Annotated in this window: 11 protein-coding genes; 2 read left to right on the top strand and 9 right to left on the bottom strand. The window is 50.1% G+C overall.

What is annotated here, in order from left to right; all coding sequences use genetic code 11:
• Position 1: 1 nt before the first annotated feature.
• The 7 genes from J3P34_RS01540 to J3P34_RS01510 form a co-directional block, all read right to left on the bottom strand.
• Positions 2 to 1321: an ABC1 kinase family protein gene (locus J3P34_RS01540; protein WP_210486131.1), complete on the bottom strand. Its 1320-nt coding sequence runs from the start codon at positions 1319 to 1321 to the stop codon at positions 2 to 4.
• Positions 1322 to 1326: 5 nt separating this feature from the next.
• Positions 1327 to 1992, bottom strand: coding sequence for a TetR/AcrR family transcriptional regulator (locus J3P34_RS01535; protein ID WP_210486130.1), 666 nt, complete (start codon positions 1990 to 1992; stop codon positions 1327 to 1329).
• 126 nt (positions 1993 to 2118) lie between these two features.
• Entirely contained in the window at positions 2119 to 2916 is a 798-nt protein-coding gene (locus J3P34_RS01530; protein WP_210486129.1) for a glutaminyl-peptide cyclotransferase, read from the bottom strand.
• A gap of 166 nt (positions 2917 to 3082) precedes the next feature.
• Positions 3083 to 3478 (bottom strand): hypothetical protein, encoded by a 396-nt coding sequence (locus tag J3P34_RS01525; RefSeq protein WP_210486128.1) that lies wholly within the window; start codon positions 3476 to 3478, stop codon positions 3083 to 3085.
• 185 nt (positions 3479 to 3663) lie between these two features.
• Positions 3664 to 3969, bottom strand: a complete 306-nt coding sequence (locus J3P34_RS01520; RefSeq protein ID WP_210486127.1) for a sensor histidine kinase — start codon at positions 3967 to 3969, stop codon at positions 3664 to 3666.
• The gene (locus J3P34_RS01515) at positions 3909 to 6758 is read right to left on the bottom strand and encodes a PAS domain-containing protein (protein WP_210486126.1); all 2850 of its coding nucleotides are present in this window, start codon (positions 6756 to 6758) and stop codon (positions 3909 to 3911) included. Before J3P34_RS01515 ends, J3P34_RS01520 begins: the two co-directional genes overlap by 61 nt.
• 457 nt (positions 6759 to 7215) lie before the next feature.
• Positions 7216 to 8058 (bottom strand): DUF4279 domain-containing protein, encoded by an 843-nt coding sequence (locus J3P34_RS01510; protein WP_210486125.1) that lies wholly within the window; start codon positions 8056 to 8058, stop codon positions 7216 to 7218.
• Between the two features lie 240 nt (positions 8059 to 8298).
• Between J3P34_RS01510 and J3P34_RS01505 the strand changes: the two genes are divergently transcribed.
• The gene (locus tag J3P34_RS01505) at positions 8299 to 9546 is read left to right on the top strand and encodes a DEAD/DEAH box helicase (protein WP_210486124.1); all 1248 of its coding nucleotides are present in this window, start codon (positions 8299 to 8301) and stop codon (positions 9544 to 9546) included.
• A 529-nt stretch (positions 9547 to 10075) separates the two neighbouring features.
• On the opposite strand, the gene J3P34_RS01500 is transcribed toward J3P34_RS01505, so the two are convergent.
• Positions 10076 to 11191 carry a fatty acid desaturase family protein gene (locus J3P34_RS01500; RefSeq protein ID WP_210465949.1) on the bottom strand — a complete coding sequence of 372 codons (1116 nt, stop codon included), beginning with the start codon at positions 11189 to 11191 and terminating at the stop codon, positions 10076 to 10078.
• A gap of 282 nt (positions 11192 to 11473) precedes the next feature.
• Positions 11474 to 13105 (bottom strand): FAD-dependent oxidoreductase, encoded by a 1632-nt coding sequence (locus J3P34_RS01495; RefSeq protein ID WP_210486123.1) that lies wholly within the window; start codon positions 13103 to 13105, stop codon positions 11474 to 11476.
• A 168-nt stretch (positions 13106 to 13273) separates the two neighbouring features.
• Here J3P34_RS01495 and J3P34_RS01490 point away from each other — a divergent pair, with 168 nt between their 5' ends.
• Positions 13274 to 14056, top strand: a complete 783-nt coding sequence (locus J3P34_RS01490) for an SDR family NAD(P)-dependent oxidoreductase (protein ID WP_210486122.1) — start codon at positions 13274 to 13276, stop codon at positions 14054 to 14056.
• The last annotated feature ends 58 nt before the right edge of the window (positions 14057 to 14114 follow it).

Here is a 14114-nt window from a genome sequence, read left to right as displayed (position 1 = left end):
TTTATTTCAACCAATCTGGCTTGGTGGTGTTGATCTGGGCTCTGAGTTGGTTGAGCAGGCTGTATAAGCCAAAATAGGTTCTGTTCACAAAAAGGCCGTGCCGGGAGCCCCGTGCCTGCCTTGATTGCCGGAACATCTTGTCTCGGGCCACCCTGTCGCCTAAGGCGTAAATCTGGTTGAAGTAAGCGTCATCCGCGAAGTCAAACGTTTCACTGTGGAACGGCCGACCCAGCAAAGAGATCATTTCCTTGAAAACACCCTTGAAATAGGCTTGCTCGGCCGGAGAGTCCAGGTCACTGAGGAAATCCAGTTGAAAGAAGATCTGGTTAAGCTCCGCCTCGTTCAGATGGGCGTTTTTCTTCAACAGCGAGAAGTAACCCCGGTAGAAATCCTCCGGAATCTCTTTCACGCACCCAAAATCAATGACGCCCAAAGTCTCCTTTTCCTGGACGATGAAGTTTCCCGGGTGCGGATCGGCGTGGACTTGTTTGAGGTTGTGCACCTGGTGGTGGTAGAAGTCCCACAAAGCCTGCCCAATCTGGTTCCGGGCTTCCTGCGAGGGGTTTGTCTCGAGCCATTCCTTCAGGTGGTCACCTTCAAGCCAATCCATGGTGATGATGCGCTCGCTGCTGAGTTCTGGATAATACACCGGGAAGTTCAGGTGCGGAATTTGGCTACAGGCCTGGGAGATCTCGGTGGAACGTTTTACCTCCAGTTTGTAGTCGGTTTCCTCCAGCAGTTTCTCTTCCACCTCCTCCATGTAATGGCTGATTTCCTTTTCGTTCATGTTCAACAACCGGTGGGCAAACGGCTTCACCATGCGCAGGTCAGAGGTAACACTATCGGCCACGCCGGGGTACTGCACCTTCACCGCGAAGGTCTTGCCGTTCTTAGTGGCTTTGTGCACCTGCCCAATGGAAGCGGCATTCACTGCCGATGTGGTAAACGTATCAAACAGGGCCTCCGGTGCTTTCCCGAACGACTTCTGGAAAGTTCTCACTACCAAGGGGTAGGAGAGCGGCGGCGCGCTGTACTGCGCCATGGTGAATTTATCCTGATACGCCTGCGGCAGGATGTTCTTGTCCATAGACATCATCTGGGCCACTTTGAGGGCGCTGCCTTTCAGCTCGCTCAGGGAAGCGTAGATGTCCTCGGCGTTGCTGGTGTGCAGTTCCTCTTTGCTCAGCGATGGGTTCACCATCTTCTTGGCGTAATGCTTTATGTAGTTCCCGCCTACTTTGGCACCGGTACCAATGAATTTGGTGGCCCGCTGTACTTTGGAGGTGGGGATATGGTTTTGCTCTGGTTGGGTACTGCTCATGAAGGTTATTTAGACTGGTAAAGGAATTTGGCCAAATCCACGAAAGAGTCCACGGCGGTTCTGCCAATCAGGTCGAAGGCCAGCCGCACGGATTTCTCAATGGCCACATCGGTTTTCTCGAAGGAGACGGAGGTGTCTCTGAGCCAGAACTGAAAGATAAACAGCGTCTCCAGCCAAAGGGCTTCATCGTACTTGTCAGAGATGTATTTGCGGTCCACGATCTCGCCTTCGGCTTTGCCTTCCTGGATAATGCCTTTGGCGAAGGTTTTGAATTTGTCTCTGAAGCTTCTGACCTCCTGGGGCGTTATTTTCTTGAAGTCTGCGTGGCCTTCATACAAGGCGAGCAGGTAGCTGCGGTTCTTTTTCAGGACTTCTACCCAGGTGTAGTAAAACGCCAGTAACTTCTCTCTGGCCGAGTAAGATTGGTATACTTCCTGGGCGCGCATGGTGGCGTAGGTCTCATCAAAGATGCGGTCCCACACCGCGCCTTTCACCCCCTGAAACGAGGTGAAGTAATTGTAGAACTCCTCCTCCGGAATACCCAAGCTCTGGGCAAACTTATACACCGACACCGGCTGTTTTCCGGTCTCCAGCACATGACCAATGAAGGCATCAATAATTCTGTTTCTGGTCTCTTTTTGCTGATTGGTATTGAAATCTGTGTTTTCCATCTTCTTCTGCTTGTCTATTAATCAAACAAACGGAAGAGGGCAGAGGTTTAGTGAAACCAGAATATTTCACAAGTTTCTGAAAATTAAATAGCAGCACTGGGTAGCCTTAGGAGCACTCAAACGGAGCTAGTAGCTGAACTTGATTTCGTAGATGTTAGGCCACAGTTTACCGGTTACATACACTTTGCCAGCGGTACTGTCATAGGCAATGCCGTTCAACTCTAAAGCATTTGGTTTCTTGGATTTGGCATCCTGCTCCAATGAAGTCAAGTCCAGCTTCCCGACTACTTTTCCGGAACTAGGGTCAATCTTGAGGATGGTGTTGGTGGTGTACACATTGGCGTACAGGAAGCCCTTGATGTACTCTAACTCATTGATGTTCTCCACCGGTCCGTTAGGGTCTTGGACGGTTATGGTTTTCTCTTCTTTGAAGGTGGTAGGATTGAGGTAGGTTAATTTGCTGGTGCCATCACTCATGATCAGGTGCGTTCCGTCTGTGGTCATGCCCCAGCCTTCTTTGCTTGGGTAGGTAAACTCATTCGTCCGCTTAAAGGTATTTACATCATACACAAAACCAACCTTACTCACATAGGTGAGTTGGTATAATCTGTCTTTCAGGATGGCAATCCCTTCCCCAAAATACCTGTTGCGGTCTAATTCTACTTTTACATCAAGTTGTCCTGTGGCTAAATCCACTACACCAATGAGTGATTTGGTTTGTGTTAAATCTGCCGGAGAGCCCGTGCTTTCATAAAGTTTGCCTTCGTGCACCAGGAAACCCTCAGTAAAAGCGGTGGTGTCATGCGGGTACGCCTTCACCACGCCATAATTAATGAGGACAGGTTCAGATGCATTACTACTTTGGGCGTTCTTCTGGGCACCGGTCTCGGTTTTGGCATTGCCACATCCCGTAACAGTTAGCAACAGTGCTAAGAGTAGAAGAATCTTGTTCTTATTTCTAAAAATCAGTTTCAAGGATCTAAGAGTAATGACAGACCCCCATTAAATCGGAAGGCTTGAGGGAAGGTAGAAAATACTTAATTGTTTTGCCCCTGTTTTTGTGAAAAGAGGTCAAAAGCAAGATCTGTACTTAAGCAGTTTTAGAAGTCCGGCTTATGGCCAGAATTGCGGAGAAGGCTGCTAAGATAAGAGTGATAGTGGTGAAGATGAGCTTCTCCAGTTGGCTGTTTGAGAACAGGTTGCCCACGGTGTTCAGCAGGAAAGTCCCGAACATGACCCAAAGTACCCCGGAAAGAATCTTAGGAGAAACTCTCAGGCGCACATAGTCTGCCTGCACCAGGGCAATGAACAGGAAGAAAATATTCAGTAGCAAGGCCGTCGTCTCCAGTGGGTACATCTCTGATTGGCTTGTGATCCTACCACCCCCAACAATGGTAAACGGAATCACCGAGGTGAGAACCAGCAGGTGGAAAATAACGGTGGCAGCGAAAATGAGGACCATGCCTATAGATGCAATCCTACTCATACGGGTAGTAGAGGTTAAGTGAGAATTGAAACGAAGGGGCACCTAAAGTAATCAATCCACATAATATTAACAAAGCCCTATATAGGTAGTGGTGGAAGACTACAAAACAAAAATGGCCGTGCATTCTGGCAGATGGTCGCAACGCAACCTGCCCAAAAGCACGGCCATTTAGGCTTTCTAAGCTGCTAAAGTTTGAAGCTCACCTTGAAGGTACTTCCTTTTCCTTTTTCGCTTTCCACTTCTATTTTTCCGCCGCTGTTGTCTATGATCTTTTTCACAATGTACAGTCCAATTCCCGTGCCTTCCACGTGGTCATGCAGGCGCTGGAACATGGCGAACAACTTGTCTTGCTGAGAAGCATCAATTCCTAAACCGTTGTCTTCCACAGTTAAAACGCAGAAATCCCCTTCTTTTTTGGACGTGATCCTGATCAGAGGAGTACGCTGCGGCGAGCGGTACTTAATGGCGTTGGAGATGAAGTTATACAGCACGCTTCTGAGGTTCTTTCTGGAAAACTGCAGTTCAGGGTATTGGCTGAAGTCAATTCCATGATGGCCCCAGATTGTTGGATAGGATCTTTCAGATCCTGGCAGATTTCGTCCAACACTTCCTGGAACGGTACCGTGCTCACATCTTCGCTGCTTTGGCGCTGTAACTTGGTGAGCTCGGTGAGGTCATTGATGGTGTTTTTGAATCTGCAGATGGAATCCCCAATAAGGGAAATGATGGGTGCTATCTCAGGTGTTTCCAGAATGTCGTGCGGCAGGTCCATGACCAGGGTATTCACCAGGCCCTCAATGTTGGTGATGGGCGCTTTCAGGTCGTGGGAGGCGGTGTAGATGAAGTTATCCAGGTCGTTGTTCGTTCGCTGGAGTTCTTCGTTTCTCCGTTTCAGGGTTTCTTCGGCCAGTTTACGGTCTGTGATGTCCCGGGCCACGGCAAACATGTGGGGCTGACCATCCAGCGTAATGCCGCCCATGCTTACCTCCACCGGATAGATGGTGCCGTCCTTGCGCTTGTGAAGGGTTTCAAAAGTGGGAATAGCGCCTTGTTCCTGTGCCAGGGCAAAAGTTGTATCAAACACCTCTTGTCCGTAGGTAGGGTCAATATCAGGTACGTTAAGAGAGGCGGCTTCTTCTTTGGTATAGCCCCAGCGTTTCAGGGCCAGATCATTGAGATAGGCAAAAGTGCCGTCTTTCCGCATGAGAATGAAGGCGTCAAAGGCATAGTCACTGATGATCTTGAACTTGCTTAGCTCGGCTTCGGCTTTCTTCTGCTCCGTAATGTCTGTGTTGGTGCCAATCCAGCGGACAACGTTGCCGGCTGCATCTTTGACCGGAACGCCCCGGGTCAGGAACCACCGGTACTCGCCATTGCTGCCTTTCAAAGGCAGGGTTATTTCCCAGGTTTCCTTTGTGGCCCAGGCATCTGCCGCGAATTTCACTACCCACTCATGATGTTCCGGATGCTGGATCTTTTTCCAGCCCAGGCCCTGCATTTCTTCAAAGTTGGTGCCGGTGAAATCGTACCAGCGCTGGTTGTACCAGGTAATCAAGCCATCGGGGTTGGCTACCCAGGCCAGGTTCTGGATGTTGTTGGCAAAAGTTTTAAACCACTCTTCGCTTTCCTCCAGGGCTTCCTGGGTTTTCTTGCTCTCTGTCACGTCTACGCAGGAGCTGATGTACCCGGCAAAGGTACCATCTGGGCCAAACCTGGGCGACACCACGGCATGTTGCCAACGGTATTCTCCTTCTTTGTTCAGGAGCCGGAATTCGCGCTGCAAAACTTTCCTTTGGGTAAAGGCGTTCTGGTACGCCTCTATAAAACCCTCGCGGTCATCTGGGTGAAGGAACTCGCCCCAACCATAGTTGAGGAGTTCCTCTGGGGTACGGCCGGTAAGGTTCATCCATTCCTGGTTGAAGTAGATGGCGTTCCCCTCCAGATCAGTTTGGGCAATGAGCAGGCCAGAGGCCTCGGCCATGGTCCGGAAGCGTTCTTCGCTCTCCGTTAAAGCAGCCTCTGCCCGCTTGCGGTCTGTAATGTCTGGGCTTACGGTGGCAATACCCAGCACCTCTCCGGTTTCGGGGTCTTTTACCGTAAACTGGTTATAATCTACCTCTATGTACTGGCCTGTTTTGAAGTGACAGAACCGGAATTCGCCCTTCCAGAAGCCGGTTGTGTTCTGGGCCGGTAAAATCACATCCCGCACAAAAGGTTTGTCTTCGTCAGAGAAGTAATCTATGACTTTGGTCTGCTGGGCTTCCTCCAGGCTGTCCAGGCCTACCATTCTGCGGCCCGAAGGGTTCAGATAGATTACCTTTCCTTCGGTGTCTGCGATACCTATGAAATTAGAGGAGTTCTCGCTCATGGCCAGGAAAAGCTTCTGGTGTTTTTCGGCCATTTTTCTTTCGGTGATGTCAAGGCAGACAGCTACCACAAAGGCCGGGACCCCATGTGAGTTCTTTGCCATCGAGACACTGTTGTTCACCCAAATCTCAGAGCCGTCTGGTTTGACAAAGCGTTTCTCAATGTCAAAGGGCGTACCGTGCTTAATGGCTTCCTTGAACAGAGCCGTATTACGCGCAAGTTCCTCCGGGTGGCTGATGTCCTGCATGCTCAGCTGGTAAAGCTCCTCCTTGGAACGGCCCGCCATTTCACAGAACCTGTCGTTCACCAGGATGAATTTTCCGGTGAAATCGCACTCTGCAATGCCCACAGACTTCTGGTTGAACACCCCGCCCAGCCGTTCTTCGTGGTCAACCAAGGCCAGGTCGGCCTTAACTTTCTCGGTTATCTCATTGGTGATGATCAACGTGCCAGCCGGAAGGCCATAATCACCTAAAATAGGGCTGCAGTCCAGGTCCACCCAGATTTCTTCGGCGGTATTGTTCCTGAAAACTGTGAAAGGTAGTTTTCGGTAAGTAAGCGCCTTGCCTTGTAGTGTCTTGGAGATAACCTGGGTCACAAAATCAGCGGTTTCGGGCCAGCTCTCAGAGAACCTGATGCCCAGCATATCCGGGTGCCTCTGACCGGCCAATGCGCGGTAAGCGTCGTTGTAGAGCACCGTGCCGTCTTCGCCCCAGAACATCACCATAGGGGTAGGGGACTGCAGGATTAGGTTTACAGTCATCCGCAGGCTTAGGCTCCATTCCGCAATAGGTCCCAGGCCTGTGGAAGCCCAATCATGGCTCCGGATAAGGTCTCCTAATTCGCCTCCCCCAATAATAGACAGGATCGGAACTTGGGGCTCGTCCTGAATGGGGTGTATGATATCTTCCATGTATCGTGTGTGAAAATTGGGGTAAACAAGCACTTGCATTTGCAAGCGAGCCTGGTCATTTAAGCTGTCGTTTGCGGAGGAGCTTAAGCGAAAGCAAATTTAACTTTTTTTCGGTTGCAGGAATATAGAAGCACGCTAGCCTGCGCGGTTAACAGTTTCCATGGAATTAAGTTTTTAAATATTGAAAGATTTGCTTTGGGATAAGTTTGCTGTGTTCTGCCCGGTAACTTATGGGTTTGGAGAAAAGCTATTCTGCCCACTAGAAGAGGGTTGGCTTAAAGGAAGTAGATGTAAGCATATTTTGAAAGAAAATGGGGTAAAGGTCAGGAAGAAAGTAGGCCCCCAGATAAGCATTGTAGCCTTTGGCGTGCGTGTCTTTGTTTTCTTACCATTTTCAAAAAAGAACAACTTTCCATTCTGCATAGCCCAGTAGCCTTGCTGTTGAAAAATAAATCAATCAGGTCTGAATTTGAATATCCACTTCAATGCCTAGCCTGCTGACGGTTTCCAGAAATTCAAGACTAAAACTAGCCTGGCTGGAGTTGGAAGGTAAGCTGTAGTAAACAATTTTTAACTTTAGTTTGCAGCTCTTCTGCAAAGACTTTAATAAACACTCCTTTTCCAGTAAAAACTGTAAAGAACTTTTTAGTTGCGCTTTCAGGGTGAGAAATTGGTTTTCTGAAAGACAAAGCTCCCAAAAGTGATCCTCAGACGTGTATTCATCTTCTGAGATATCTTCTCCACCTGCTTCGGCAAACCTGGTTGGTTCCAGTTGGAGTATGTCAGATAAAAGGGCAGGAGAGTAGGTTTTACTTGTAATCTGTAGGTAGTTGTATATTCTTGTTTTGTTTAAAAACCATAATCTTGATAGTTCTGTTTCTGGCTCAGAAAAGCAGATGTGTTTTATGGTTGTTCCATAATTGTTTTTATCAAAAGTATTGTAGGTGAAAGACACACCCACCTCGGGATGGCTGGTCCAAAAGTCAAAGTGTCCATTACCTTTAGATACACGCTCGGGAGTACCTATCTTTTCTTCTATTAATTCCCTGGTGTCAAACATGGTTAATCCGTAAGGAAATTCAATAGGATACTTGTCTGTTATAGCGTCACCAGTATTGTTGAAGAATATACATTCAAGGTAGTGTGATGTGTTGAACTTTACCTCAATGCTTGGTTCAGAGAAAATGTAGAAGTAGCTATCTGGGAATCTGGATATTTCACAGGGTATTTTGAATAGGCTAAGAAATTGATTCACCTCTTCAGACGATTTTGCTTTGCCAATTAATTCTTCAACTTTCATTGAATAGTGTTTAGAGGAATGGTTAAAAGTGATTTTCCAACCTTCATATAATTTCTGGTACTACAAGATATCAAATCAAATGGAATGCTCTTCCTGGTTCTCTGAGCTTTGAGCCTGATCTGATAGAATTCCCCTTAAAACCCAGAAAGAAATCGCACCTTTGCAGAAGGTTTCTGGCTTTACTTCTCGTACAAGGAGAAACCGCTTTGCTTATCGGCACACGCCGAAACACCCGCGATCATGAAATTCGAAGATTACCATATCAACCCCGCCATCAAGAAAGCCCTGGACAAACTAGGCTTCAAGAAACCCACCGATATCCAGTTCAAGGCCATTCCGCCTATTTTAAGGGGTGAGGATGTGCTGGCAATTGCGCAGACGGGTACCGGTAAGACGGCGGCCTTTGCCATTCCGGTGCTGCACATGCTGCATGAGCGCAAGCAGTACGCCCGGCAGGACGGCATCAAATGCCTGGTGATGGTGCCCACCCGCGAGCTGGCCATCCAGATCACCGAGGTGTTTCATACCCTGGGCAAGCACACCCGCGTGGAAACCATGACGGTGTTTGGCGGTGTGGAGCAGGCGCCTCAGATCACTAAACTGGAAGACGGCATTGATGTGCTGGTGGCTACCCCGGGCCGGATGTTTGACCTGGTGAGCCAAGGCCACATCAGGCTGGAGCGCGTAGAGATTTTGATATTAGACGAGGCCGACCACATGCTGGACCTGGGTTTCATCAAAGACATAAGAGATGTGTTGCGCCACCTGCCCCGTAAGCGGCAAACGCTGTTCTTCTCGGCGACCATCAACGAGAAAATCAAAGACCTGGCCTACTCGCTGGTGACCAAACCTATCCGCATCCAGATCTCGCCCAAAGACCCGGTTTCCAAGAACGTAGACCACTCGGTGGCTTACATTGGGATGGATGACAAACGGTTCTTCCTGGAGCGCGTGATCAAGGAAAACGAGGGCAGCAAGATACTGGTGTTTGTGCGCACGAAAGTGCGGGCCGAGCGGGTGCACGCCGCCATGGAGCGCGTGGGCATCAAAGCCGATACCCTGCACGGCGACAAAGACCAGAAAGACCGCCTGGCCGCGTTGAACCGCTTCAAGAAAGGCGAGGTGAAAGTGCTCATCGCCACCGATGTGAGCTCGCGCGGGATTGACATCCCCAGCGTGGAGTACGTGGTGAACTATGACCTGCCCGATGTGCCTGAGAACTACGTGCACCGCGTGGGCCGTACCGGCCGGGGTACCCAGAAAGGAAAGTCCGTTTCTTTCTGCAGCCCAGAGGAAAAAGAAATCCTGGATGAGATTGAAGGCTATCTGGGCAAGCCCATCAAGGTGCTGGACATTGAGAAACAGGATTACACCGCCACCATTGACTTCTCCGCAGAGGTAAAACCCGACCTGAAATCCCTGTTGAAAGAGGTGCAGGATTTTGAGGAAGCATCAAAGAAAAAGAAGAAGCCTAAGGGCAAAAAGTAAACAGTTAGAGCTTCGTCTATACTTAAAGAAGTTCTGTCAGATAAGTGGGAAACCCTGTGGAAAGGATGTTTTTCTGAAAACATCCTTTCCACAGGGTTTCCTTTTTCCTGGCTACTTAGAAAAATGTCCCTGCTTGTTCTGTTTAGGGCCTACTTTTCAGAAAGAAAGGGAAAACGGCAGCGAAGCTGAAAGTATCTGATTAATAACCGCTTCATATTCATTTTAATACCCTTACACCCCGTATATACATAAATGATGGATTTCCAATTTCCCGAAGGATCAACCGTGTACGCAAATGCTAAACCTACTCAGAAATTAGTAGTTAGAAGGTATGCGAAACGCGTCTATTATTGTACCGTCCCAGAAAACCCTTCCCAAAAGGATTTGGTGTTCTACGGACGAGAGCTGAGTTCTGGCCCAGAAAAACTAGGTTAGTAAAAAGTAGTAGTTTAAAACAAAGAAAGCCGCGGTTCCATCCGCGGCTTTCTTTGTTTTATAGAGTTTGAGAGTAGCTACGCTTTTGCTTTCGTTAACTTACAAGCTGCAGGGTTTTGGTCTGGTCCTGATAAGCCTCTTTGCCCAGCTTTCTTAAGATGCGGTAATGGGACAGCAAGGCCGCTTTGAAGCTCTCAATCTCAATGTACGGTAAGTCAAACTCTGCTGCGGTCTGTTTGATGATTTTGGAGATTGCCGGGTAATGCACGTGGCACACCTTCGGGAAAAGGTGATGCTCTATCTGCCGGTTCAGGCCGCCCAGGAAGAAACTGGCAACGGCGCTTTTAGGGGCGAAATTAGCGGTGGTGCGCATCTGGTGGTTTGCCCATGCCTCTTCCATGCTGCCCTGCTCGTTGGGTACCGGAAAATCAGTGCCTTCCACCACGTGGGCCAACTGGAAAACCAGGCCCATCACCGTGCCCTCAGCTAAATGCATGATTAAAAAGCCAAGCGCCGCCTGCCACCAGGTAAGGTCCAGTACCAGCAAAGGCACCCCTATAAACAGGAAATAGTGGACCAGCTTGAAGAAGAAAAGATTAAAGTACTCGCGCTTGGGATGCTGGTTTCTGTGCTGCCCAATCTGTTTCTGGAAGAACTTCACATAGTCTTTCCGCAGAGCCCAGGAGAGAGACGCCAGACCGTAGAGCCAAAAGGCGTACAGGTGCTGAAAGCGTTGGATCTTGTTCACTTTTTCGCTCTCGTCCAGCCGGATCAAGCCTGGGGCAACCTCAATGTCCTCGTCATGGCCGGGAATGTTGGTATAGGTGTGGTGCACCACGTTGTGCGAGATGTTCCACAGGTAGGGGTTCGCCCCGATGATGTAGAAGAGGTAGCTAAGGCTTTTGTTTACCTTGCTGCTTTTAGAAAACGAGCCATGAATGGCATCGTGGCAAATGTTAAACCCGATGAAAGCCCCGAAGGCCCCTAATGCTAGGGTCAGGCCTATCAACGGCAAGGTGCCAAAATTTCCGGAAAGGATCAGCAGATAAAGCGATACATACCCCACCAGGAAGAAAGCCGTTTTGCTCCACATAAGCCAGTTGGCGTTTCTGGAGATTCCCTGTTCCTGAAAATAGATGTCTACCATCTTGCGGGCAGTGGAGAAAAAGGCAGATTGGTTTGTATTGATGAATTTTAACTTCTGTGACATAAACGCTTGATGGGCTTGAGATTAACTTCTTGATTTAGTAATCCCAGGCAATAAGCGCTGCAAAAACAGATATCAGAAATGAATGCGAGGATTGCTGTAGTTCAGATTTTAGAGAAGCAATCCCCTTTTGAAAATTTGGGGCAGAAAGGTGTCCTGCCTTGGTAACGAAACTTACGGTATGAATAGTGCCACAACCATGCCACCTTTACGATGAAAGCGTTTTGACATGATGGTGGCACCACTTAATAATGGTGAATTTCTCCTTTCAATGAGGCGAAGGAATTACTTACTTTTCTTTTTGGAGGCGCCTTTCTCTTTAAGGGCTTTCCGGTAGAAGTAAAAGCCTGCCAGGGCGGTGGCTCCGAAGAAAGCCGCTGAGGAAAGCTTCTTGAACCGGTTGTAGGATGAGGGTTTGTCCTGCATCTTGGACAAGTCTAAGTAAGCGGGACCTTCCAGTACCTGTCCGTCAATATCGAAGCGGCTGCCGTGGCAGGGGCAGTCCCAGCTTTTCTCGGCTTGGTTGAAGTGCACCAGGCAAGCCATGTGCGTACAAACCGCCGATACCACGTGCAGCTTGCCGGCTTCATCGCGGTAGGCGCCGTAGTTCTTGCCGCCCATTTCAATGTTTTTCCCTTCACCCGCGGAGATGTCGGCCAGTTTTTCTACTTGGCTGCGGTAAGGCAGGTCCTTGAGGTATTGGGCCATCACGTCTACGTTTTCCTTGATGAACTTGCCGGCCGCTTTCTTAGGACTGTGACGGGTAGGGGCGTACATCTCGGCGTAAGGGTTTTCGCGGCCCAGAATGAGGTCACTGATGATCATGGCCGCCAGGGTACCGAAGGTGAGGCCGTCTGCCTCGTACCCGGTGCCCACGTAAATCTCAGATCCTTTGTCGCGGCGACCGATGTAGGGAAGGCTATCGGCTGGTTTGTAGTGTTGGGCGGCCCAGCGGTATTCCACGGCTTTCACATCGAAGCGTTCGCGCGCAAATTGCTCCAGCTTCTGGAAAGCTTCTTCGTTGTTTTCCTTGTGGCCTACTTTATGCGGCTCGCCCAAAATGAGCAGGAACGGTTCTCCCTGGTCGTTGACGTAAGTGCGCATGGAGTGGTGGTGCATGGCGCTGTAGTCCCAGAACGTGCCTTCGGGGTAAGCCGAGTTCAGAGACACCGCTAAGGCATATTCGCGGTACGGCCCCAGCAGGGTGTGCAGGAACCAGATGCCTTTTGGGGTGTGAGTGGCGTGTACTACCCGGTTGGCGCGTACCTTGCCCTGCTCTGTATGCACCACGTGGGTCTTGCCTTCTTTTACGTAAGTTACCTGGCTGTTCTCAAAAATCTGGCAATTGGGGCCGGCGATCTGCGCAGCCAGTCCCTTTACGTACGCCATAGGGTTGAACTGGGCCTGGTTTTCCAGCCGCATGGCTGAGGAAACCGGGTAAGGCATTGGCGTTCTGGATTCATCCAGGTAAGCGGGCAAGCCTACTCTTTGGGCGGTCTCCGTTTCGGCCTGGATGAAAGCGTTTTCTGCCTCGTTCTCGGTGAGCAGGTACCAGGGCACTCGTTTGAAATGGCAGTCTATGTTGAATTGCTGCGTAAGGCGTTCAATCAAGTCAACGGCGGCGGTTCTGGAAGCGGTTAAGGCCCGCACGGTCTCCTGGTCGTACTTTTTCTCCAGCACGTTCAGGTAAGAGCCCACGGGTGCATACAGGTTTCCGGTGGAGTAACCGGTCGTGCTCTCGGCTACTTTCAGGGCTTCCAGCACCACTACCCGCTTTCCTCCGGAGGCCAGCAGATGCGCCGTGGTAATGCCGGTGATGCCGCCGCCAATGATAACCACATCCGCCTCTATTTCTCCCTCCAGCCTGGGATAATTACTTATTTGGGCATCTTGCCGCCAGATAGACGTTTTTTTCATAGTTTATAGCTTACTTTTAGATAATAAACTTTGCCTGTATTGCTGTTCTAACGCGGCATATGAAAAAAGGTAGGCATAATTGTATCTCTGTTCTGCAATTGGGAGAACAGAGCCGGTCTGCCTTCTTGATTTCACGCGTTTCTCCGGCAGCCCTTATTCCCAGCTATCATGCAGAATTACTTTACCTCCAAAATCATCCTGATCACCGGCGGCGCCCAAGGCATTGGCCGGGGACTGGCCCAGGCGTTCGCGCTGGAGAAAGCCCACGTGGTGATTACCGATATTGACTGGGAAGCGGGCGCTGATGCCATGGCGTGGCTGGGGAAACAAAACCTCACCATTGACTTTATGCCCTGCGACGTAAGCAAAAAGCAGCAGGTGCAGCAACTCATGAACAAGGTGCGGCAAGTGTACGGCCGCCTGGATGTGCTCATCAACAACGCCGGCATCGCGGCCCCGGTGAGAAGGTCTTTGGCCCAGTTGCCCGTGGAGGAGTTTGACGAGGTACTGTCCGTGAATCTGCGGGGTCCTTTCCTGTGCGCCAAATACGCCATGCCGCTGCTGGAGAAAGGCATTAACCCCACCATCCTCAACATCACTTCCACCCGCGCCTTTATGTCTGAGCCCGATACCTTTGGGTACACCGCGGCCAAAGGCGGCCTGGAGTCGCTTACCCATTCCCTGGCCATCAGCCTGGCACCCCAGCGCATCAGGGTCAACGCCATTAGCCCGGGCTGGATTGAGACCGGTCCCTGGCAGAAGGACGGCAAAAAAGTAGAACCGCACCACAGCAAGGAAGACAAGGAGCAGCACCCCGTAGGCCGGGTGGGCACCCCCGAGGACATCGCCGAAGCGGCCTTCTTTCTCTGTTCAGACAAAGCCGGTTTTATCACGGGCCAGAGCCTGACCATTGACGGCGGCATGACCGTGAAAATGATTTACCACGAATAGCGTTTAGCGGCTATTTTACTAAAATCTACCCCTAAACACCGGGCACCGATACGGATTG

It is taken from the genome of Rufibacter aurantiacus (assembly GCF_017916345.1).
GTDB classification, from domain to species: domain Bacteria; phylum Bacteroidota; class Bacteroidia; order Cytophagales; family Hymenobacteraceae; genus Nibribacter; species Nibribacter roseolus.
Note: the sequence above shows the minus strand (reverse complement) of the source record. Positions and strands in the feature narration are given on the sequence as shown.

Excerpts from the sequence above, each read along its gene's own strand:
- J3P34_RS01495 (WP_210486123.1), bottom strand. The coding sequence starts at position 13,105 with ATGAAAAAAACGTCTATCTGGCGGCAAGATGCCCAAATAAGTAATTAT.
- J3P34_RS01510 (WP_210486125.1), bottom strand. The coding sequence starts at position 8,058 with ATGAAAGTTGAAGAATTAATTGGCAAAGCAAAATCGTCTGAAGAGGTG.
- J3P34_RS01515 (WP_210486126.1), bottom strand. The coding sequence starts at position 6,758 with ATGGAAGATATCATACACCCCATTCAGGACGAGCCCCAAGTTCCGATC.
- J3P34_RS01540 (WP_210486131.1), bottom strand. The coding sequence starts at position 1,321 with ATGAGCAGTACCCAACCAGAGCAAAACCATATCCCCACCTCCAAAGTA.
- J3P34_RS01535 (WP_210486130.1), bottom strand. The coding sequence starts at position 1,992 with ATGGAAAACACAGATTTCAATACCAATCAGCAAAAAGAGACCAGAAAC.
- J3P34_RS01500 (WP_210465949.1), bottom strand. The coding sequence starts at position 11,191 with ATGTCACAGAAGTTAAAATTCATCAATACAAACCAATCTGCCTTTTTC.
- J3P34_RS01490 (WP_210486122.1), top strand. The coding sequence starts at position 13,274 with ATGCAGAATTACTTTACCTCCAAAATCATCCTGATCACCGGCGGCGCC.
- J3P34_RS01505 (WP_210486124.1), top strand. The coding sequence starts at position 8,299 with ATGAAATTCGAAGATTACCATATCAACCCCGCCATCAAGAAAGCCCTG.
- J3P34_RS01525 (WP_210486128.1), bottom strand. The coding sequence starts at position 3,478 with ATGAGTAGGATTGCATCTATAGGCATGGTCCTCATTTTCGCTGCCACC.